This window comes from Streptomyces sp. NPDC036764 (assembly GCF_055609385.1).
The window spans coordinates 1-19,271 of sequence record NZ_JBVJPT010000007.1; the positions used below are offsets into that span (position 1 = coordinate 1).

The window sequence follows — 19,271 nt, forward strand, 5'->3', positions numbered from 1 at the left end:
ACAGTTCCCACAGGTCCTCCGGCGCCATCCGCTCGACAAGCGCAGCAGTCATCGCCCCAGACTGCCGCAAGATCACACCAATTGAAATGACGTCTAAGCGCTTGGCCGCAGGTTCGAGTCCTGCCGGGGGCGCCCAGTCTCCGCCCTCCTTCGGGAGGGCGTTTTTGCTGTTCAGGGTGGGCGCAGACACGAGCGAGCATGCCGGGCCGGAGAAGGAGTGAGGGTGGCGGGGACCTCGGGCCACAGGGTCGTGCGGATCTCGGTGTGGCTGCTGATCGGGGTCGTGGCCCTCGTCGCCGGGGTGGCCATGAGCTTTCAGGTCGGCGGGGCGCTGGAGCGGGAGCGGGAGTTCCGCGCGGCGCCGGCGTGCGCGTCCGTCCCCGTGAAGGCATCCGGATGCCTGTGGGAACAGCAATTCACCGTCCGGAGCGCCGACACCCACCGCCGGGACAGACACAGGTCCCCGGAGGCCGTGCTGGTGCCGCCCGCAGGCGAGCCCTGGGATGTGACGTTCCGGCAGACCGGTCCGGTGCTCTCCGAGATGGAGCCGGACGACAAGGTCGTCGGGGTGATCTGGCACGGGCGGATCGTCGAGGTACGGGACGCCGACGGGCGAGTGCAGCAGACCTCCGTCGGCCCGGTGGGGTGGCCCGCGGACCGGCTGGGCGGCGCGCTCGCCTGCATCCCGATCGGACTCACGGCCCTCGCGGGCGGGCTGTGGGCCCTTCTCGCGCGGGGCGACCGGCGTCACGCGGCGGCGGCGACCGTGGTGCGGTGGCACGGCGTCGCCATCGGCGGCGCCGCCCTGCTGACGCTCTGGGCGCAGTCGGGGAACGACTGGCCGATCTGGGCGATACCGGCGATCTGGGGCCCGATCGCGCTGGTCCTCCTCGCCTGCATGACGGCCTTCGTGATCGCGGCCCTGCGCGGCGAACTGGAGGACGACGCGCCATCCGGCCCGCAGGGGCCGACACCGCCGCCCCCGCCTCCCGCCCTCAGCCCTTCGCCCACGCCCACGCCCACGCCCACGCCGCCCACGGCATAGACCTCCGGGTCAGCCCCAAGTTCCGGCCGGCCGCCCCGCCTCCCGTCCGCCCTTCGCCTAAGCCGCCTAAGCCGCCTTAGCCGCCTGCGGCACAGGCCTCCCGGTCAGCCCCAGATTCCAGCCGCCGCCCCGCCTCCTGTCCGCCTACGCCGCCACCGGCATAGACCTCCCGGTCAGCCCCAAGTTCCGGTGGATCTCGTACGTCGCCGGGGAGCGGTTCAGGGTGATGTAGTGCAGGCCCGGGGCGCCCTCGGTCAGCAGGCGGGCGGACATTTCCGTGGCGTGGGCAACGCCGATGCGGTGGCCCTCGGCCGGGTCGTCGCGGGCGGCGTCCAGGCGGTGGGCCAGGTCCTCGGGGAAGGACGCGTTGCTGAGCTGGGCGAAGCGGCGGATCTGGCGGACGTCGGTGGCCGGCATGATCTCCGGGATGATCGGGGTCGTACAGCCCGCCGCCGCCACTCGGTCACGCAGGCGCAGATAGTCCTCGGCGTCGAAGAACATCTGCGTGATGGCGAAGTCCGCGCCGGCCCGGCACTTGGCGACGAAGTGCCGGATGTCGCTCTCCCAGTCGGGTGAGCGCGGGTGCCGTTCGGGGAACGCCGCGACACCGATGCTGAAGTCGCTGATGTCCCGCACCAGGGCGACGAGTTCATGGGCGTGGGTGAAGCCCTCGGGGTGCGGGATCCAGGGGCCGTTAGGGTCGCCGGGCGGGTCGCCGCGCAGGACGAGGACGTCCCGGACCCCGGCGTCCGCGTACTGGCCGATGATGTGGCGCAGCTCGGCCACGCTGTGGTCCACGGCCGTCAGATGGGCGACCGGCCGCAGCGTGGTCTGGGTCGCGATCCGCCGCGTCACCTCGACCGTGCGGTCCTTCGAGGAGCCTCCCGCCCCGTAGGTGACCGACACGAAGGTGGGTGACAGCGGCTCGATCCGGCGTACGGCGTCCCACAGGTTGCGGGTGCCGGACTCGGTCTTCGGGGCGAAGAACTCGAAGGAGAACGTGGGCGTGCCGGCCGCGAGGTCTCGGGCGAGGACCTCGCGCAGAGTCGTCGTCATGCTTCTCCCTGGAGGACGCTGGGCGGGAACAGGGCGGGGCAAGGGCGATCGGCCCGTACGGGGCTTCCGTACGGGCCGATGGGGCGGGCGCGCATCCGACGCGCGCCGTCACAGCGAGGCGAGGCCAAGCACCAGCGGGGCGGCCGACACCAGCACCAGGACGGCGGGCACCGGTACGCCCTTGACGTCCTTCACACGCAGGTGCGAGATGACCGCGCCGATGAAGAAGAGGACCACGCCGACGGCGGCGGCGATGCCCAGCGGCCGGTAGAAGATGCCGATCAGCAGGCCCGCGGCACCGGCGAACTTCAGCAGCGCGAGCATGGTGTACCAGCTACTGGGCACGCCGAGCCGGGTCAGCGTCTCCACGATGTCCTTGTCCTTGACCAGCATGCTGCGGCCGGAGAACACCAGCAGGAACGACACCAGCACGGCGAGCACGATGTATGCGATGTACATGACTTCTCCGGGGAGTTGGAGTGGTGAGCGGAGCGGAAGGGGGACGGCAGGGGCGAGGGAGAGGAGGGCCGGGGGCCGGCCGGCCCCCGGCCCTCGTCGCGTCAGGCCTCGGGGTTGTAGGGGGACTTGGCGCGGGCCTCGTGCAGCGCGTTGCCCCACCAGGCGAGCTCGTCGAGCATCACCTTGAGGGCGCCGTTGGTGCCCTCGGCGTCACGCGGCGCGCCGTCCTCGCCGAACGCCTCCCAGTAGAACGGGAAGGCCAGCCCGTCGCGGATGGTGACGGCGTGCATCTCGGCGAAGACCTGACGCAACTGCTCGACGGCGCGCAGGCCGCCGCTCTGGGCGCCGTAGGAGACGAAGCCGACCGGCTTGGCCTGCCACTCGGTGAAGTGCCAGTCGATGAGCGCCTTCAGGGAGGCCGGGAAGCTGTGGTTGTACTCGGGGGTGACCACGACGAACGCGTCGGCCGCCGCGAGCTTCGCGGAGAGCGGGAGCATCTCGGCCGGGCGCACCTCCTCGGTCGCCATGGCGGGCGGCGTCGCCGGCAGGGAGAGCGGCAGCTCGGTCTCGGAGAGGTCGATGACCTCGACGTCGAAGGCGCTGTGCTCCTTGGCCAGACCGGCGAACCAGTTCGTCACGACCTCACCGAACCGGCCCTCACGGACGGAGCCGAGTACGACGGCGAGCTTCAGGGTGTTCGTGGACATGCTGCGGTGCTCCTTCATCAAATACTTCACATAAGGGATGAGAGGGTGTAGATGGGTGGTGGCGGTGGCTCACACCCCCGCCAGGGATGCCGCGTCGAGCCGGGCCAGTTCGGCGTCGGCGAGGGCGATGCCCGCGGCGGCGACGTTCTCCTGAAGGTGGTCCACGCGCCGGGTGCCGGGAATCGGGGTGACGGGGATCCCCCAGACCCGGGCCCGGTGGTGCACCCAGGCCAGCGCGATCTGACCGGGGCGCGCTCCGTGCCCGGCGGCGATGTCGCGCAGTACGCCCGGCAGGTCCTCCCGGCCCGGGAAGGTGCGGGCGATCTGTGCCGAGCGGTCGTCCCGGGCGCTGAGCAGCCCGCGTCCGTTCGGCGAGAACGGCACCACGCCGACGCCGAGTTCGACGCAGTCCGGCACCATCGCCTCGATCCGCCGGGCGCCCAGCGACCACTCCGACTGCACGGCGGAGACGGGGTGCACGGCGTGGGCGCGGCGCAGTTCCCCGCCGCTGACCTCGCTGAGCCCGATGTGGCGCACCTTGCCCTCGGCGACCAGGTCGGCCATGGCGCCGATGGTCTCCTCCAGGGGCACGTTCACATGCGGACGGGCGAGGTAGTACAGGTCGATGACGTCGGTGCCGAGCCGCTTCAGGCTGGCCTCGCAGGACGCCCGTACGAAGGGGGCGTCGCCGCGCATCGACCAACTGTCGCCGGGGCCGAAGACCACGCCGAAGCGGGTGCACAGCACGACCTCGTCGCGCCGGTGGCGCACCGCCCGGCCGACCATCTCCTCGTTGCGGCCGCGGCCGTACATGTCGGAGGTGTCGATCATCGTGGCGCCCAGGTCGAGCGCGTGGTTGATGACGGCGGCGGCCTCGGACTGGCCGGTCGACGTGGCCGGTTCGGTCATGCGCATGCAGCCGAGTCCCTGGACGGGGACGACGAGACCCGTGGTGCCCATCGGCGTGGTCGGGAGTGTCGTACGCATCCCGGTCACCCCTTGTCCGTCACGAGGGCGGCAGCCTGGCGGTCGGTGCCGGCGACGAGGCGGTTGACCACCAGGCCGGACAGTGCGCACAGGGCCGCCACCGTCCACAGCACGACGTGCCAGGCGTCGGTGTACTGCTGCGCCAGGAAGGCGTGGGACTCGCCGTCGAGGTCGCCCGCGGCCACCCGGCCGGCCTGTGCCCGGCCGCCGACCTCGGACTGCATCAGGCTGATCAGGGCGGCGCCGAAGACCGCGAGGACGAGCGCGTTGGCGCCGCCGCGGGCGGTGTTGAGCAGGCCGGAGGCCATGCCGATGCGGTCGGGGGCGACGTGCTCCATGGCCTGGGCGTCGATCAGCGCGGCGGCCAGGCCGTTGCCGAGGCCGATCAGCAGCAGCGGGCCGATGAGCTGCAGGGCGCCCGAACCCGGGGCGAGCACGGTCATCCAGGCGTTGCCGCCGGCGATCAGGGCGATGGCCAGCGTGATCAGGAGCCGGGCGGGCACGCCCTGGTTCACCAGCTTTCCGGCCAGCGGGGGCACCGCCAGCACCGGCAGGGTCATCGCCAGCATCAGGGTGCCCGCGTCCCCGGCGGAGAAGTCGCCCGCGCCCTGGAGGTAGGTCGGCAGGTAGACCAGTACGCCGACGGTGCCGACGGCCGTGGTCAGGGCGGCCAGCAGCCAGCCGGTGAAGGGGCCGCCGCGCAGCAACGCCAGGTCCAGGACCGGGTGTTCGGTGCGCCGCTCCAGGGCGACGAAGACCACGAGCATCAGCAGTCCGGCGCCCAGGAAGCCGAGCACCCTGGGGCTGGTCCAGCCCGCCGACGCCACCTGGTTGGTGCCGTACATCAGGCCGATGATGCCGAGGACGAAGGCGATGGTGCCCGGCAGATCGAACTTGGGGCGGTGCTCGGCGGCGGACTCCTTCAGGAACAGCGTGCCGGCCACCAGCAGGAGGCCGACGCCGGCGAAGGCGCCGAACATCGCGCGCCAGCCGAGGGCGCTGACCAGCCAGCCCGCGAAGGTCGGGCCGAAGGCGAGGCCGACGCCGACCGTGGTGCCGACCATGGCGAAGGCACGGGTGCGGGCGGGCCCCTCGAAGCTGCTGCCGAGGATCGCGCCGCCGCCGGCCATCACGCCGGCCGCGCCCACGCCGGACAGGGTCCGGGCGGCGTCCAGCACCAGGATGTGCGGGGCGAACGCGGCGGCCGCGGTGCTGGCGACGTAGAGCACGGCCCCGACGGCGAAGATCCGCCGGCGCCCGAAGAGGTCGCCGAGCGAGCCCGCGACGAGCATCAGGCAGGAGGCCGCGAGGAAGTACCCGGTGACCACCCACTGGAGGGCGCCGCCGCTGCCGCCCAGGTCGGCGGCGATGCGCGGGAGCGCGACGCTCGTGCCGGACATCGCCATCGGAACGATCAGATAGCCGAGCAGCACGGACCCCAGGGTCAGCGCGGCCCCGATCCGGCCCCCGGACTCCGGGGACCCGGCGCCGGACGGCACCCCTGCCCGGTCGAGCTTCTGTGATGCGCTCATGAAGGTAAAGTACAACGTGCATTGCACTGTGTAAAGTGGTCGTTGTAATCGACCAGGAGGTGCCACGATGGCCAGTGCAGACAGCGGGCAGAACAGGCCGCGCAAGGGGTTCCCGGAGAAGCGGCGGGCCATCCTGGACGCCTCCCGGAAGGTGTTCGGCCGGGTCGGCTACCAGGGCGCGAGCATCGACATGATCGCCACCGAGGCGTCGGTGTCGACGCGCACGATCTACAACCACTTCGAGAACAAGGAAGAGCTGTTCTCCACCGTGCTCATCGAGAGCTCGGAGCAGGTGGCGGCCGCCCACGAGGCGATGATCGAGCGATGTCTCGGCGCCACGTCGAGCTCGGCGGCCGGTCTGGAGGCCGACCTGGTCGCCCTCGCCATGGACTGGGTGCGGCCGCGCCCGGAGTTCACCGACCACTTCGCGATCGTCGCCCGTATCAACGCCGAGGGCGAGAACTTCCCCGGCGACCTGCACGACGCCTGGCAGAAGGCGGGCCCGCTGCGCGTGCAGCGCACGCTCGCCGCCCGGATGGCGCGGCTCGCCGAGCGCGGCCTGCTGCAGGTGCAGGACTCCGAACTCGCCGCCCAGCACTTCGTCCTGCTCGTCACCAACACCTGGGGCCGGGACCGGGCGGGCGTGGACGCGCTGACCGACGCCGAGACACACGACATCGCGGCGGCCGGCGTCCACGCCTTCCTCTACGGCTATCTGCCCCGGGACGGTGGCTGACAGCTCAGTGCCCGGGGTTCGGCCCCTGCCCTGCGTTCCACACCAGGTCGAAGGTGAACCGCCGGATGCGCCAGCCGGCCGCGGTACGCGTCAACTCGGCCTCGTAGTGCCCGCCGATGTCGAAGTGCGCGGCGGGCTCCTCGGGCCGGCGTACATGGACGGCCATCAGATGGGCGCGCACCCGCGCGGCGTCCTCGTCACCCCCGGGGTGCAGATCGATCGCGTAGTTCCCGGCGAGATGGTGCGTGCGCTCGAAGGTCGTACGGGCCATCTGCTGGAAGCCCGCGAGCCCCTCGAAGCCCTTGAACTCGCCGAAGGGGAAGGTGAGGTGGACGTCAGGGGTGAACACCGAGTCGAACCAGGTGTCGTTGTGCCGGTTGGCGTCCAGGTGGTGGACGTAGCGGTCGCACACCTCGGTGATCGCGGCGCGGTCGGCGAGGGTACGGACCTGGGCGCTGAGCTGCGCCAGCTCGTCAGGCGTGGTCATGGCTGCTCCTTCTCTCGGGTGATCTGCGGTTCAGTGGCCGGCGCCGCGCCAGCCGCGCGGGCCGGTGAAGCCCCCATCGCGTTCCAGGCGCTGCCAGCGGGCGACGGCGCGGTGGCGGCGGGACAGGTCGTCGGGCTCGGCGCCCACGGCGGCCGTGCGGGAGAGCAGGACCGCGGTGAGCGCGGCCAGCTCCTCGGGGTCGGGGCTGCCCTTCTCGACGCGGAAGAGTCGGGTGGGAGCGGTGGTCGTGCTCATGGCCTCGTCCCCTGTCACTGCGGCGGGTTTCCGTGCTTGCGGCGGGGCAGGTCGGCGTCCTTGCCGGCCAGCATGGCGATGGCCCGGCAGAGCACCGAGCGGGTCTCGCGCGGGTCGATCACGTCGTCGACCAGGCCGCGTTCGGCGGCGTAGTACGGGTGGACCAGCTCGGTGCGGTACTCCTCGATCTTCTGCCGGCGCATCGCCTCGGGGTCCTCGGCCGCGGCGATCTCCCGGCGGAAGACGACGCCCGCGGCGCCCTCGGCACCCATCACCGCGATCTCGTTGGTGGGCCAGGCCAACGCGATGTCCGCGCCGATGGACCGGGAGTCCATGACGATGTAGGCGCCGCCGTACGCCTTGCGCAGCACCACCGAGACGCGTGGGACGGTGGCGTTGCAGTAGGCGTACAGCAGCTTGGCGCCGCGCCGGATGATGCCGTCGTGCTCCTGGTCGACGCCCGGCAGGAAGCCCGGTACGTCGACCAGCGTGACCAGCGGGATGTTGAAGGAGTCGCAGAACTGCACGAACCGCGCGCCCTTCTCGCTGGCCCTGATGTCCAGCACGCCGGCCATCGAGGCGGGCTGGTTGGCGACGATGCCGACGACATGGCCGTCGAGGCGGGCCAGCGCGCACACGAGGTTGGCCGCCCAGGCGGCGTGGACCTCCATGTACTCGCCGTCGTCGACGAGTTCCTCGATCACCGCGCGGATGTCGTAGGACCGGTTGCCGTCCGCGGGGACCAGGTCGGGCAGGTTGTCCCCGGCACGGTCGGCCGGGTCGGCGCCGCGCACCGCGGGCGGCAGCTCGCGGTTGTTGGCGGGCAGCAGGGACAGCAGGTAGCGCACCTCGGCGAGGCAGGTCTCCTCGTCGTCGTAGACGAAGTGCGCCACGCCGGAGACACCGCCGTGCACGTCGGCGCCGCCGAGTTCGTTCTGCGTGACCTGCTCGCCGGTGACGGCCTGGACGACGTCGGGGCCGGTGATGAACATCTGGGAGATGTCCCGTACGGCGAAGACGAAGTCGGTCAGCGCGGGCGAGTAGGCGGCGCCGCCCGCGCAGGGGCCGAGCATGACGGAGATCTGCGGGATGACGCCGGAGGCCTTGGTGTTGCGGCGGAAGATGCCGCCGTAGCCGGCGAGCGCGGACACGCCCTCCTGGATCCGGGCGCCGGCGCCGTCGTTGAGGGACACCAGCGGCGCTCCGGCGGCCAGTGCCATGTCCATCAGCTTGTGGATCTTCTGCGCGTGGGCCTCGCCGAGCGCTCCGCCGAAGATGCGGAAGTCATGGGCGTAGACGAAGACGGTACGGCCGTCGACTGTGCCCCAGCCGGTCACCACCCCGTCCGTGTACGGCCGCTTGGCCTCCAGCCCGAAGCCGACGGCGCGATGCCGGCGCAGTGGCTCGACCTCGGTGAAACTGCCCTTGTCCAGCAGGAGCCCGATGCGTTCGCGGGCGGTCAGCTTGCCCTTGGCGTGCTGGCGTTCGGTGGCCTTCGGATCGGGGCCCTGGCGGGCCCGTTCCTTGATCTGGCCGAGTTCCTCGACGCGGCCGGGCGTGGTGGTCTCCCCCATGTCACTCACTCCTCGTGTGTCGGTGTCGCTGTCGATATGGGCGGCGCGGGCAGGGCCATGGACAGGACCGGCTCGGTGGCGGCGATCACCTCGGCGGCCCGTGGCCGCGGCAACTCGGCGATCTTGTCCGGGAGTTCGTGGAGTACGGCCCGGTGAGCGGTCGTCGCCTCGACCGCGAGCGCGGACACGTGGTCGGGGCAGCCGTGCAGGCCGGCCACGAGCCAGCCGTGCGGTGCGCGGTGGCCTCCGGCGCTCGCGTGGACCCCGAGGTAGTCGTCGCCGACGCCGTGGCCCAGCCCGGTGCCGAGACCTTTCAGGTATGCCTCCTTGCGGCTCCACAGCTCGGCGAAGACCCTCGGCCGCCGTGCCTCGGGCGCCCGCAGCACCTCGTCGCGTTCCGCCGGGTGCAGCCGGGGCAGGCACAGCTCCACCGTCGGCGCGTCCGGCACCCGTTGCACGTCCACTCCGACGGGGCTCACCGCCACGCCGAACAGGACGAGGCCGTGGCTGTGGGACAGGGAGAAGTGCAGCGGACCCGGAAGTACGGGACGGCCGTGCGGGCCGCCGCAGTAGGGGCACGGGGCTCTGCGCAGCCGGAGCAGTGCGGGGGCGATGCCGGTGTACGCCGACAGCAGCCGGCGCAGCGCGATGTGCGCGTGCAGGTAGGCCAGCCGTGCGCCGGGCCTGAGGAAACCGGCGGCCCGGCGGCGCTCCTGTTCGTCGAGCTCGGCGACGGCCCGCGGCTCCCCGGCGTCGGTGCAGGGGCGCAGGGCCCACAGGTGGAGTTCGCCGGGGGCGAGGGCCAGGCGTGGGGCGGATTGTGCGGGGCTCATGGGCTGCCGCTCCCGCCGAGCCCCGCCGCCACGAGTGCCGCGACCTCGCCGAGCGTGCCCTCGCACAGCAGGTCGGCCGGTACCTCGACGTCGAGTTCGCGCTTCAGGGTCCGCTTGAGCTGGAGGGCCAGCAGGGGGTGGACGCCCTGCCGGTGCAGGGGGCGTTCGGTGCTGAGGCGGTGGGCGGGCGGGACGCGCAGGCGCAGCTCCAGCTCCCGGCGCAGAGAGGTCTCCAGGGTGCGCACGCGGGTGTCGGCGGGCATGGCTCGCAGGGCGGCGGTGGCGGGCAGGTACCGGGGGCGACGCGGGGCCGTACCGGCAGGTCGGGGTGTCATGTCGTACCGCCTTTCGTGGAGTGCCTGGGTTCGCGGGACGGCAGCTCCCGCGCCGCGGGGTGGACGTCGCCGCCGCTCCCCCGCCGCTCCACGACCAGCGCCACCACCGCCGCCGTCACCGACACCAGCCCGCCGGCCAGCAGCCCCGCGCGTGCCCCCAGTTGCTGGGCGAGCCAGCCGATGAGGAGGGCGCCCAGCGGGGTCGAGCCCTGGAGGATCAGGGTGTAGAGGGCCATCACCCGGCCCCGGTAGTCGGGGTCGCTGCCGAGCTGGATGCGGTGGTTGGCGGCCTGGGCGAAGTACAGGGAGGCGAAGCCGGTCAGGGCGAGCAGGAACAGCGCCGAGGTGAAGCCGGGCGCCCACGCGGCCGTCGTCTCCAGGGCCCCGAAGGCGAGCGCGGAGAGCACGACGGTGTGGGCCGGCGGGCGGGAGCGGCGGCCCGTACCGACCAGCGCGGCGAGCAGGGAGCCGGCCGCGAACGCCGTGGTGAGCAGTCCGAAGGAGGCGGCGTCGGCGTGGAACACGGTCTTGGCGAGCAACGGCAGCAGCAATTGGAAGTTGAGGCCGAACAGTCCGACGACCGCGATCAGCGCGACGGGCAGCAGCAGGTCCGGACGCGTCGTGACGTACCGCAGCCCGTCGGCCACCCCGCCCTTGACGGCCGCCCGCCCCGACCGGCGCAGCTCGGACGTCCGCATCAGGCGCAGCCCCACCACGGTCCCCGCATAGCTCGCCGCGTTCAGCAGCATCACCCAGCCGGTGCCGGACGCCCCGATCAGCAGCCCCGCCAGGGCGGGTCCGGCGACCCGGGCGACGTTGAAGTACGCGGCGCTCAGCGCGGAGGCGTTCGGCAGCAGCTCCGCGCCGACGAGTTCGCTGACGAAGGACATCCGGGCGGGCACCTCGACGGCGTTGACGGTGCCGAGGGCGAGCGCGAAGAGGTACACGTGCCACAGGCGGGCGGCGCCGCTCAGGTCGAGCAGCGCCAGGGTCAGGGCCAGGGCGCCGGAGACGGTATTGGCCCACACCAGCAGCCGCCGCTTGTCGTGCCGGTCGGCGAGCCGGCCGCCGTACAGGGTGAACAGCATCAGAGGCGTGAACTGAAGTGCCGTCACGGTGGCGAGCGCCGAGGCGGAGTCGCCGGTCAGGGACAGCACCAGCCAGTCCTGCGCCACGACCATCATCCAGGTGCCCGCCACGGAGACGAGCTGGCCGGCCGCGAACAGGCGGAAGTTGCGCACGGACAGGGAGCGGAGGCCGCTGGGCAGAGTCATGCCGAACATGGTGGGCACCGCGGGTCAGCGTCCGGTCGGGGCGCACTCGCGCTGGGCGAGACACTCCTCCAGGAAGCCGAGGGCACGCAGATGGTAGGAGCGGGCGGCCCAGCCAAGACTGATGTTGTGCCCGGCGCCGGGCAGCCGGTCGACCACCACGCGCGGCGCCCCGGCGAACTCCGCCCGCAGCGCCGCGAGGGTGTCGTCGTCGTGCCGCCACCACGCCTCGTACTCGGCGAAGGTCAGCCGCACCGGGACCCGGATCCGCCCGGCCAGTGACGCGAACGTCTGCGGCCAGCGCGACGCCTCCTCCCGTTCCCGCACGGGCATGGGGGCGACCAGTGTGTCGCTGTCGCGGAAGGTGCCCGGCGGATACAGGCGCAGCTTGCCCCAGTTGCGGCTGAACTGCCCGTGGCCGCGTTCGTCGGGCAGTTCGCGCTGCTGGACGGCGTAGCGGTGCCCGAGGCCGGAGACGTCGAGGCCGAGCAGTCCGTCGCCGCGCTCCCCGGCGGCCGCGGTGAGGGCGAGTTTGCCGCCGTAGGAGTGGGCGAGGAGGAACAGCCCGGCGCCGGTGTCGTGGCGCAGGGCGAGGTCGTCGAGGGCGGCGTGCAGGGCGTCCGCCTGCTCCGCCAGGCGCTGGCCGTCCGGCAGGGCGCCCGCGGAGGCGCCGTAGCCGGGCCGGTCGACGGCGAGGACGGTGTAGCCGAGCCGGGCGCCGAGGCGGAGCAGGGACTGGCCCGGGTGCGAGCGGCCGTCGAAGTAGCCGGCGCTCATGCCGCCGCCGTGCAGGGCGACGACGGTGGCGCGCGGGGTGCCGTGCGCGGGCTCGGCGAGCAGCGCGGACAGGGTGAGCCCGGCGGCGTCGAGAGTGATCCGGCGGATGCCGGGGGCTGTGGCCTGAGTGGTGTCAACCCTGAGCGGCGTCACAGCTCCACCGCGCCGGCGTCGATGCAGGACAGCAGGGTGCGGGCCTGGACGTTGACGTAGTGCCCGTGGGCGGTGAGCGCGCCCAGTTGGGCCGGGGTCGCCCACTGGTAGCCGGCGGGCGCCTCCAGCGGGGTCTGGGAGTCGTCGGTCTCGATGAAGAGGTAGCGGCTCTCGGCGTTGAGGAACCTGCCGCCCTCCTCGGAGTGGATCGCCGCGTACCGGACGCGGTCGGCGGGCGCGTCGAGGGCCAGGTCCAGGTAGGGCGGGCGGTCGGCGGGCGGCAGGTGCTCCCAGTTGCCGGGGTTGGCCTGCACGGTCGGCGCGAGTTCCACGGTGTCCAGGAACCCGGCCTCCACCTTGGCGTTGACCAGCAGGTGCGGCACGCCGCCGATGCGCCGGTACAGGAACGCGGTGACCCCGGTGCCGGTCGGCTCGAACAGCGGCTGGTCCCAGCCGGTGACCTCGCGGTTGCCGGCCTCGACGCGGACGCCGACGACCCGGAAGTAGCGGCCGTCGGGCCGCTCGACCACGTCGTCGCCGCGGCGCCAGCCCTCGACCTCGTTCAGCGGGATCCGCCGCATGTCCACGTCGTGCCGGGAGCGCTCGACGGTGAACCAGGACTGGAGTTCGGCGTCGCTGAGCAGGGCGCCCTCGGAGGTGTGCACCGGCGGGAAGCAGGCGATGACGGTACGGGCGTCCATGTTGACGAGGTTGTCGCGGCGCAGCAGTTCGCCGAGCTGTCCCAGGGTGAGCCAGCAGAAGTCGTCGTCGAGAGGGACGTCGGTGTCCGGGCCGGCCTCGACGAGCATGTTCCGGTTGGCCTTGCGGTAGAACCACGAGCCGTGCTCGGACTGGAGGACGTCCGCGTGGACGAGGGCCCGGCCCGCTCCGGCGAAGTACTCCAGGTACTTCACCTTCGAACCGCGGTGCACGGTGGAGTAGTTGCTCCGGGTGGCCTGCACGGTCGGCGAGAGCTGCAGGATGTTGCGGTTGCCGGGCTCCATCTTGGCCTGCATCAGGAAGTGCAGGACGCCGTCGAACTCCTTGGCGAGGATGCCGAGGATGCCGACCTCGGGCTGCCGGATGATGGGCTGCTGCCAGGAGCGCACCGAGCCCTCGCTCAGGGTGACGTGCAGCCCTTCGACGCTGAAGAACTTCCCCGTGTGGTGCACCAGGTTGCCGGTGCCCTCGGCGAAGGACCAGCCGTCCAGTGCGCCGAGCGGGCGGCGCTCCACCCGGAAGCGGTGGGCGCGGGCCCGCCCGGCGAGCCACTCGTCGACGTCGGCGGTGCGCAGGGCGTGCCCGGCGCCGGTGGCGGCGGCCGACCGGGCCAGGCGGGCGGCCAGGTCCTCGGCGGCGCGGGAGCGCAGCGCGGTGGCGACGGGTGCGGTCACGACAGGGCCTCCTCGCCACCCGAGACGACGAACGCGACCGTGCGGCGCAGCGCCTCGTCCAGCGGCGTCACGGGACTCCAGTCGGTGGCGGTACGGAACGCGGAGGCGTCGACGGTGACGCTGCGGAAGTCGCCGGCCTCGGCGTGCGCGGGCGGCGGCACGGAGACCACCGGCACGGCGGGCTTGCCGGTCTGCTCGGCGACCAGTGCGGCGACCGTCCGGAAGACCTCGCCGAGCGGTTCGCCGCGGCCGGTGCCCAGCAGCCAGTGCCGGCCGGCGAGCGCGCCCGGGTGGTCGACGGCGGCGGCGAAGGCGCGGGCCACGTCCTCGACGTAGAGCAGGTCGCGGCGGACGGTGCCGTCGTGCCACATGGTGATGGACTCCCCGGACAGGGCACGGCGTGTCATGAAGGTGACGACGCCCTTGTCGCGGGCGGTGGACTCGGGGCCGTAGCCGAAGACGGTGGGCAGCCGGATCGCGGCGCCGCGCAGCACGCCCTCGGCGTCGGCGGCCAGCAGCAGCTTTTCGGCGGCGAGCTTCTGCCGGTCGTACTCGCCCTTGGGCCGGTCGGTCTCGGTGCCGTCGAGGACCTCCTTGTCCAGCGGGCCGGCCTGCGAGGCGGCGCCCGCCCACAGCACGGTGACCGGGGAGCCGTCGGCGCGGCGCCGGTCGCGCAGGGCCTCGACGAGGTCGCGGACCAGGCCGACGTTGACGCGTTCGGCGGCGGTGTCGCCGTCCTCGACGCGCCAGGTGGTGGCGCCGGCGCTGTACAGCACGGTGTGGATCACCACGTCGGCGTCGGCGACCGCCTCGGCGACGGCGCCGGGCACGGTGAGGTCGGCGGCGCGGACCTCGATCTCGGCGCGGGCGTCGGCGGGGACGGGTGCGGGGCGGCGGGAGACGGCCCGGATCCGCAGCGGGCGGCCGGCGAGTTCGCGCAGCACGGCGGAGCCGACGAATCCGGTGGCGCCGAGCAGGACCACGAGCGGCGGGTTCACGGCCATAGCTGTGCCTCCACCTCTCGGCAGGCCTCGTACGTGGGCAGCAGGCCCCGCTCCCGGGCCTCGGCGACGGTCGGCGCGCTCAGGTCGCGCTGCGACTGGGCGGCCTTCAGCTCGGCCGGGAGCGGCAGACCGAGTTCGGTGTCGAAGGGGCTCACGGCGCGCTCGTTCTCGGGGACGTAGCCCTCGGACATCACGTAGACGACCATCGAGTCGTCGGCCAGGGACAGGAAGGCGTGGCCGACGCCGACCGGGATGTACAGGGCGCGGCAGTCGTCGCCGCCGATCTCGGTGGCCTCCCACTGGCCGAAGGTGGGCGAGCCGACCCGGAGGTCGATCAGGAAGTCCTGGACGCGGCCGTAGGGGCAGTAGACGTACTTGGCGCGGCCGGGCGGGGTGGCGGTGTAGTGGATGCCGCGCAGCACGCCGCGGGCGGACAGGTTGTGGCTGATGTCCTTGACGGGGAACAGCGGGCGGCCGGTCGCCTCGGTGAACGCGGCCTGCTGGTACGGGGAGGAGAACAGGCCGCGGTCGTCCTTGTAGACCGGGGGCGTGAACTCGAAGGCACCCTCGATGCCGAGCTTGTGCACCTGCACGGCGCTCACTCGCCTTCCTGGTTGACGGGCTTGACGCCGACGAAGAGGCCGTTGCCGGGGTACTCACCGGTGACGTACTCGACCGAGAACCCGGCCTCGGTGAAGGCGGCCTCGTACTGGGCCCTGCTGTAGAGGGCCATCACATGGGTGTCGGAGAAGTGCCGGACGTCCTGGCCCGGCTTGGCGACGAGGTAGTGCACGTCCATGCGGCTGGCGTCGCCCGTGTCGTGCAGGACGGTGTGGGAGACACGGGCGACGGTCATGCCGCCGTGCGTGACGACGCTGCCGCCGACGTGGTCCGGCGTGAAGTTCTCCGGGAACCACCAGGGTTCGAGGACGGCGACGCCGCCCGGGGCGAGGTGGTGCGCGAACGAGCGCAGGGCGGCGCGCAGTTCGTCCTCGCCGGTGAGGTTGCCGACGGCAGCGAAGAGGCAGGCGAGGGCGTCGAACCGGCGCTGAAGCCGGAACGTGCGCATGTCGCCGCGCTCGACGGGGATGCCGGGGTGGTTGCGGCGGGCGACGTCCAGCATGCCGTCGGCCAGGTCGATGCCGCGTACGTCGCCGAACTCCTCGGCGAAGTGCGTGAGATGGCCGCCGGTGCCGCAGCCGACGTCCAGCAGCGAGGCGGCGGAGGGGAAGCGGGAGCGGATGTGCTTGGCGACGACGGCGGACTCGGCGCGGTAGTCCTTGCCCCGGCCGTTGTAGATCGCGTCGTAGATGTCGCCGGCGTCGTAGATGCCCGTGGGCCCTGCTGTCTCAGACACGCGCGAGCACCTCCCGCAGCGCGCCGATGACCTTGTCCTGGAGGCCCTCGGACAGGGACGGGTACATCGGCAGCGAGAAGATCTCGCCGGCCAGCTTCTCGGTGACCGGCAGGGAGCCCTCGGCCCAGCCGAGGTGCTCGTAGCCGGACATGGTGTGCACCGGCCACGGATAGCTGATGTTGAGGTGGATGTCGTACGCCTTGAGCGCCTCGATGATCGCGTCGCGCTTCGGGTGGCGGACGACGTACACGTAGTAGACGTGCGTGTTGCCCGGGTTGGTGGCGGGCAGCAGCAGTCCGCCCGGGCCGGTGACGTCGGCGAGCTGCTCCTCGTAGCGGCGGGCGACGGCGTTACGGCCGGCGACGTAGGCGTCGAGGCGGGTGAGCTTGCGGCGCAGGATCTCCGCCTGCACCTCGTCCAGGCGGGAGTTGTGGCCCGGCGTGCGCACCACGTAGTAGACCTTGTCCATGCCGTAGTAGCGCAGTTCCTTCATGGCCTTGTCGGTCGTCTCGTCGGCGGTGACGACCGCGCCGCCGTCGCCGTAGGCGCCGAGGACCTTGGTGGGGTAGAAGGAGAAGGCCGCCGCGTCGCCCATGGTGCCGGTGAGCCGGCCGTGGTGGCGGGCGCCGTGCGACTGGGCGCAGTCCTCCAGGATCTTCAGCCCGTGCTTCTCGGCGATGCGCTTCAGCGGTTCCATGTCGACGCTCTGGCCGTACAGATGGACCGGCAGCAGCACCTTGGTGCGGGGCGTGATGGCGGCCTCGACCTGCTCGGTGTCGATGAGGAAGTCGTCCTCGCGGACGTCCACGAACACCGGCGTGGCCCCGGCGCCGACGATGGCGACGACGGTCGGGGCGGCCGTGTTGGACACCGTGATGACCTCGTCGCCGGGTCCTACGCCCAGCGCCTCCAGGGCGAGCTTGAGGGCGTTGGTGCCGTTGTCGACGCCGGTGGCGTACGGCAGCCCGTGGTAAGCGGCGAACTCGGCCTCGAAGCCCTTGACGCTCTCGCCGAGCACTAGCTGACCGGACCCGAACACCTTCTGTACGGCGTCCAGGATGTCGTCCTTCTCGACTGCGTACTCCGGCAGATAGTCCCAGACTCGGGTGGTCACGCGATCGCCTCCTGCTTGAAGTTGCTCGGGGTTCGGTCGGGGCCGAGGCCGGGCCCGGTCTCCCGGGCGGCGGCCGGGCCGTAGGCGGCTTCGATACGGCGGAGCAGATCGGCCCCGGTCAGCACGTACTCCTGGGTGCCGACCGTCTCCAGCACGACGGTGGCCAGCGCGCAGCCCAGGCGGGCGGCCCGCTCGGGCGGCAGACCGCGGGCGGTCCCGGCGAGGAACCCGGCGCGGAACGCGTCGCCGACGCCGGTGGGGTCGACGGCCCGGTCGGTCGCTACGGCGTCGACGTGCAGCCGCTCCCGGCCGGCGCGGGCGATGTCGACGCCGTCGGCGCCACGGGTGACGAGCCAGGCGCCGGTGCGCTCCAGCACCTCGTCCTCACTCCAGCCGGTGCGCTCCAGGAGGAGGGCGGCCTCGTACTCGTTGGTGAACAGCAGCCCTGCCCCGTCGACGAGTTGGCGTACCTGCTCGCCGGTGAGCCGGGCCAGTTGCTGGGAGGGGTCGGCGGCGAACGGGATGCCGAGCCGGCGGCACTCGTCGGTGTGCCGGAGCATGGCCGCGGGATCGTTGGGGCCGACGACCACCAGGTCGGGGCGGCCGGTGCGCTCGGCGACGTCGGCGAGGCCGATGCGGGACGCCTCCGCCATGGCGCCAGCGTAGAACGTGGCGATCTGGTTGTGGTCGAGGTCGGTGGTGCACACGAAGCGGGCGGTGTGCAGGGTCTCGCTGACCAGTACGGCGTCGGTGGCGACGCCGTTCGCGCGCAGCCAGGCCGCGTACTCCGCGAAGTCCGTGCCGGCGGCGCCCACCAGCACCGGATCGAGCCCGAGCCGGGCCAGGCCCAGCGCGATGTTGGCGGCCACTCCCCCGCGGCGCACGTCCAGGCTGTCCGCGAGGAAGGACAGGGAGACCCGGTCCAGCCGGTCGGCGACGAACTGCTCGGTGAACCGGCCGGGGAAGGACAGCAGATGGTCGGTGGCGATGGAGCCCGTGACGGCGATGCGCATCAGGCCCCGGCCGCCTTCCGCAGCGCCTCGACGCGGTCGGTCCGCTCCCAGGTGAACTCCGGCAGCTCACGGCCGAAGTGGCCGTAGGCGGCGGTCTTGGCGTAGATCGGGCGCAGCAGGTCGAGGTCGCGGATGATCGCGGCCGGGCGCAGGTCGAAGACCTCGGTGATGGCGGCCTGGATCCGCGCCACGCCGACCTTCTCCGTGCCGAAGGTCTCCACGAACAGGCCCACCGGCTCGGCCTTGCCGATCGCGTACGCCACCTGCACCTCGCAGCGCGAGGCGAGGCCCGCGGCGACGACGTTCTTGGCGACCCAGCGCATCGCGTACGCCGCCGAACGGTCCACCTTGGACGGGTCCTTGCCGGAGAAGGCGCCGCCGCCGTGGCGGGCCATGCCGCCGTACGTGTCGATGATGATCTTCCGGCCGGTCAGACCCGCGTCACCCATCGGGCCGCCGATCTCGAAGCGGCCGGTGGGGTTGACCAGGAGGCGGTAGTTCTCGGTGTCGAGCTTGATGCCGTCGTCCAGCAGCGCCTTCAGCTCGGGCTCGACCACGAACTCCCGGATGTCGGGCGCGAGGAGCGAGTCGAGGTCGATGTCGCTCGCGTGCTGGGAGGAGACGACCACCGTGTCCAGACGGACCGCCTTGTCACCGTCGTACTCGATGGTGACCTGCGTCTTGCCGTCCGGGCGCAGGTAGGGGATGGTGCCGTTCCTGCGGACCTCGGACAGGCGCCTGGACAGGCCGTGCGCCAGGAAGATCGGCAGCGGCATCAGGGTCGGCGTCTCGTCCGTCGCGTAGCCGAACATCAGGCCCTGGTCGCCCGCGCCGCCCGTGTCGACGCCCTGGGCGATGTCCGGGGACTGGGCGCCGATCGAGACGGACACACCGCAGGAGGCGCCGTCGAAGCCCTTCTGCGAGGAGTCGTAGCCGATTTCGAGGACCTTGTCGCGGACCAGTTGGGCGATGGGCACGTACGCCTTGGTCGTCACCTCGCCCGCGATGTGCACGAGCCCGGTGGTGATGAGGGTCTCGACGGCGACGCGGGAGGTCGGGTCCTGGCGCAACAGCGCGTCGAGGACGGTGTCGCTGATCTGGTCGGCGATCTTGTCGGGGTGGCCCTCGGTGACGGACTCCGAGGTGAACAGGCGGACAGCCATGGGGACTTCCTTCGGTGGG

General features: G+C 72.4%; 22 protein-coding genes. 2 read left to right on the forward strand and 20 right to left on the reverse strand.

The genetic code is table 11. From position 1 onward, the window contains the following. The coding region (locus tag ACZ69Q_RS24890; RefSeq protein WP_471045608.1) for a hypothetical protein at window positions 1-190 on the reverse strand (190 nt) is incomplete at its 3' end. 33 nt (window positions 191-223) lie between these two features. On the opposite strand from ACZ69Q_RS24890, the gene ACZ69Q_RS24895 reads away from it, so the two are divergent. Then, the gene (locus ACZ69Q_RS24895; protein WP_471045610.1) at window positions 224-1,045 is read left to right on the forward strand and encodes a hypothetical protein; all 822 of its coding nucleotides are present in this window, start codon (window positions 224-226) and stop codon (window positions 1,043-1,045) included. Window positions 1,046-1,189: 144 nt separating this feature from the next. Here the strand turns inward: ACZ69Q_RS24895 and metF are convergent, their stop codons facing one another. The 5 genes from metF to ACZ69Q_RS24920 form a co-directional block, all read right to left on the reverse strand. Further along, window positions 1,190-2,101, reverse strand: coding sequence for a methylenetetrahydrofolate reductase [NAD(P)H] (metF, locus tag ACZ69Q_RS24900; RefSeq protein WP_471045612.1), 912 nt, complete (start codon window positions 2,099-2,101; stop codon window positions 1,190-1,192). A 108-nt stretch (window positions 2,102-2,209) separates the two neighbouring features. Then, complete coding sequence (locus ACZ69Q_RS24905) at window positions 2,210-2,560, reverse strand: DoxX family protein (RefSeq protein WP_471045614.1); 351 nt, start codon at window positions 2,558-2,560, stop codon at window positions 2,210-2,212. Window positions 2,561-2,661: 101 nt separating this feature from the next. Continuing rightward, window positions 2,662-3,267 (reverse strand): NADPH-dependent FMN reductase, encoded by a 606-nt coding sequence (locus tag ACZ69Q_RS24910; protein ID WP_471045616.1) that lies wholly within the window; start codon window positions 3,265-3,267, stop codon window positions 2,662-2,664. 69 nt (window positions 3,268-3,336) lie between these two features. Further along, window positions 3,337-4,254 (reverse strand): aldo/keto reductase, encoded by a 918-nt coding sequence (locus tag ACZ69Q_RS24915; protein WP_471045618.1) that lies wholly within the window; start codon window positions 4,252-4,254, stop codon window positions 3,337-3,339. A 5-nt stretch (window positions 4,255-4,259) separates the two neighbouring features. Beyond that, the gene (locus ACZ69Q_RS24920; protein WP_471045620.1) at window positions 4,260-5,786 is read right to left on the reverse strand and encodes an MFS transporter; all 1,527 of its coding nucleotides are present in this window, start codon (window positions 5,784-5,786) and stop codon (window positions 4,260-4,262) included. Window positions 5,787-5,853: 67 nt separating this feature from the next. Between ACZ69Q_RS24920 and ACZ69Q_RS24925 the strand changes: the two genes are divergently transcribed. After that, window positions 5,854-6,522, forward strand: a complete 669-nt coding sequence (locus ACZ69Q_RS24925; RefSeq protein WP_471045622.1) for a TetR/AcrR family transcriptional regulator — start codon at window positions 5,854-5,856, stop codon at window positions 6,520-6,522. A gap of 4 nt (window positions 6,523-6,526) precedes the next feature. Here ACZ69Q_RS24925 and ACZ69Q_RS24930 read toward each other — a convergent pair whose 3' ends face one another. The 14 genes from ACZ69Q_RS24930 to metK are packed head-to-tail and all read right to left on the reverse strand — an operon-like array spanning window position 6,527 to window position 19,252. Beyond that, window positions 6,527-7,009, reverse strand: coding sequence for a nuclear transport factor 2 family protein (locus ACZ69Q_RS24930; protein ID WP_471045624.1), 483 nt, complete (start codon window positions 7,007-7,009; stop codon window positions 6,527-6,529). A 30-nt stretch (window positions 7,010-7,039) separates the two neighbouring features. Further along, window positions 7,040-7,264, reverse strand: a complete 225-nt coding sequence (locus tag ACZ69Q_RS24935) for an acyl-CoA carboxylase subunit epsilon (protein WP_471045626.1) — start codon at window positions 7,262-7,264, stop codon at window positions 7,040-7,042. 14 nt (window positions 7,265-7,278) lie between these two features. Continuing rightward, window positions 7,279-8,838 carry an acyl-CoA carboxylase subunit beta gene (locus ACZ69Q_RS24940; RefSeq protein ID WP_471045628.1) on the reverse strand — a complete coding sequence of 520 codons (1,560 nt, stop codon included), beginning with the start codon at window positions 8,836-8,838 and terminating at the stop codon, window positions 7,279-7,281. A gap of 5 nt (window positions 8,839-8,843) precedes the next feature. Continuing rightward, window positions 8,844-9,671, reverse strand: a complete 828-nt coding sequence (locus tag ACZ69Q_RS24945) for a 4'-phosphopantetheinyl transferase family protein (protein WP_471045630.1) — start codon at window positions 9,669-9,671, stop codon at window positions 8,844-8,846. Then, complete coding sequence (locus tag ACZ69Q_RS24950; protein WP_471045633.1) at window positions 9,668-10,006, reverse strand: acyl carrier protein; 339 nt, start codon at window positions 10,004-10,006, stop codon at window positions 9,668-9,670. Before ACZ69Q_RS24950 ends, ACZ69Q_RS24945 begins: the two co-directional genes overlap by 4 nt. After that, window positions 10,003-11,289 carry an MFS transporter gene (locus ACZ69Q_RS24955; RefSeq protein ID WP_471045634.1) on the reverse strand — a complete coding sequence of 429 codons (1,287 nt, stop codon included), beginning with the start codon at window positions 11,287-11,289 and terminating at the stop codon, window positions 10,003-10,005. Before ACZ69Q_RS24955 ends, ACZ69Q_RS24950 begins: the two co-directional genes overlap by 4 nt. Window positions 11,290-11,304: 15 nt before the next feature. Beyond that, window positions 11,305-12,162, reverse strand: a complete 858-nt coding sequence (locus ACZ69Q_RS24960; RefSeq protein WP_471046331.1) for an alpha/beta fold hydrolase — start codon at window positions 12,160-12,162, stop codon at window positions 11,305-11,307. 41 nt (window positions 12,163-12,203) lie between these two features. Further along, window positions 12,204-13,601, reverse strand: coding sequence for an NDP-hexose 2,3-dehydratase family protein (locus ACZ69Q_RS24965; RefSeq protein WP_471045636.1), 1,398 nt, complete (start codon window positions 13,599-13,601; stop codon window positions 12,204-12,206). Continuing rightward, window positions 13,598-14,605 carry an NAD-dependent epimerase/dehydratase family protein gene (locus ACZ69Q_RS24970; RefSeq protein WP_471045637.1) on the reverse strand — a complete coding sequence of 336 codons (1,008 nt, stop codon included), beginning with the start codon at window positions 14,603-14,605 and terminating at the stop codon, window positions 13,598-13,600. Before ACZ69Q_RS24970 ends, ACZ69Q_RS24965 begins: the two co-directional genes overlap by 4 nt. Then, the gene (locus ACZ69Q_RS24975; protein ID WP_471045639.1) at window positions 14,596-15,207 is read right to left on the reverse strand and encodes a dTDP-4-dehydrorhamnose 3,5-epimerase family protein; all 612 of its coding nucleotides are present in this window, start codon (window positions 15,205-15,207) and stop codon (window positions 14,596-14,598) included. The genes ACZ69Q_RS24970 and ACZ69Q_RS24975 overlap by 10 nt, the downstream gene beginning before the upstream one ends. Further along, the gene (locus tag ACZ69Q_RS24980; protein WP_471045641.1) at window positions 15,204-15,962 is read right to left on the reverse strand and encodes a class I SAM-dependent methyltransferase; all 759 of its coding nucleotides are present in this window, start codon (window positions 15,960-15,962) and stop codon (window positions 15,204-15,206) included. Before ACZ69Q_RS24980 ends, ACZ69Q_RS24975 begins: the two co-directional genes overlap by 4 nt. Continuing rightward, window positions 15,955-17,076 (reverse strand): DegT/DnrJ/EryC1/StrS family aminotransferase, encoded by a 1,122-nt coding sequence (locus tag ACZ69Q_RS24985; RefSeq protein ID WP_471045643.1) that lies wholly within the window; start codon window positions 17,074-17,076, stop codon window positions 15,955-15,957. The genes ACZ69Q_RS24980 and ACZ69Q_RS24985 overlap by 8 nt, the downstream gene beginning before the upstream one ends. Next, on the reverse strand, window positions 17,073-18,089 hold the full coding sequence (locus ACZ69Q_RS24990; RefSeq protein WP_471045645.1) for a carbohydrate kinase family protein: 1,017 nt from the start codon (window positions 18,087-18,089) through the stop codon (window positions 17,073-17,075). Before ACZ69Q_RS24990 ends, ACZ69Q_RS24985 begins: the two co-directional genes overlap by 4 nt. Next, window positions 18,089-19,252, reverse strand: a complete 1,164-nt coding sequence (gene metK, locus ACZ69Q_RS24995; RefSeq protein WP_471045648.1) for a methionine adenosyltransferase — start codon at window positions 19,250-19,252, stop codon at window positions 18,089-18,091. Before metK ends, ACZ69Q_RS24990 begins: the two co-directional genes overlap by 1 nt. Window positions 19,253-19,271 lie beyond the last annotated feature (19 nt).

Coding starts and splice junctions, on each gene's coding strand:
- ACZ69Q_RS24945 (WP_471045630.1), bottom strand. CDS start 9,671: ATGAGCCCCGCACAATCCGCCCCACGCCTGGCCCTCGCCCCCGGCGAA.
- ACZ69Q_RS24940 (WP_471045628.1), bottom strand. CDS start 8,838: ATGGGGGAGACCACCACGCCCGGCCGCGTCGAGGAACTCGGCCAGATC.
- ACZ69Q_RS24935 (WP_471045626.1), bottom strand. CDS start 7,264: ATGAGCACGACCACCGCTCCCACCCGACTCTTCCGCGTCGAGAAGGGC.
- ACZ69Q_RS24990 (WP_471045645.1), bottom strand. CDS start 18,089: ATGCGCATCGCCGTCACGGGCTCCATCGCCACCGACCATCTGCTGTCC.
- ACZ69Q_RS24955 (WP_471045634.1), bottom strand. CDS start 11,289: ATGTTCGGCATGACTCTGCCCAGCGGCCTCCGCTCCCTGTCCGTGCGC.
- ACZ69Q_RS24920 (WP_471045620.1), bottom strand. CDS start 5,786: ATGAGCGCATCACAGAAGCTCGACCGGGCAGGGGTGCCGTCCGGCGCC.
- ACZ69Q_RS24930 (WP_471045624.1), bottom strand. CDS start 7,009: ATGACCACGCCTGACGAGCTGGCGCAGCTCAGCGCCCAGGTCCGTACC.
- ACZ69Q_RS24970 (WP_471045637.1), bottom strand. CDS start 14,605: ATGGCCGTGAACCCGCCGCTCGTGGTCCTGCTCGGCGCCACCGGATTC.
- ACZ69Q_RS24910 (WP_471045616.1), bottom strand. CDS start 3,267: ATGTCCACGAACACCCTGAAGCTCGCCGTCGTACTCGGCTCCGTCCGT.
- metF (WP_471045612.1), bottom strand. CDS start 2,101: ATGACGACGACTCTGCGCGAGGTCCTCGCCCGAGACCTCGCGGCCGGC.
- metK (WP_471045648.1), bottom strand. CDS start 19,252: ATGGCTGTCCGCCTGTTCACCTCGGAGTCCGTCACCGAGGGCCACCCC.
- ACZ69Q_RS24905 (WP_471045614.1), bottom strand. CDS start 2,560: ATGTACATCGCATACATCGTGCTCGCCGTGCTGGTGTCGTTCCTGCTG.
- ACZ69Q_RS24915 (WP_471045618.1), bottom strand. CDS start 4,254: ATGCGTACGACACTCCCGACCACGCCGATGGGCACCACGGGTCTCGTC.
- ACZ69Q_RS24950 (WP_471045633.1), bottom strand. CDS start 10,006: ATGACACCCCGACCTGCCGGTACGGCCCCGCGTCGCCCCCGGTACCTG.
- ACZ69Q_RS24925 (WP_471045622.1), top strand. CDS start 5,854: ATGGCCAGTGCAGACAGCGGGCAGAACAGGCCGCGCAAGGGGTTCCCG.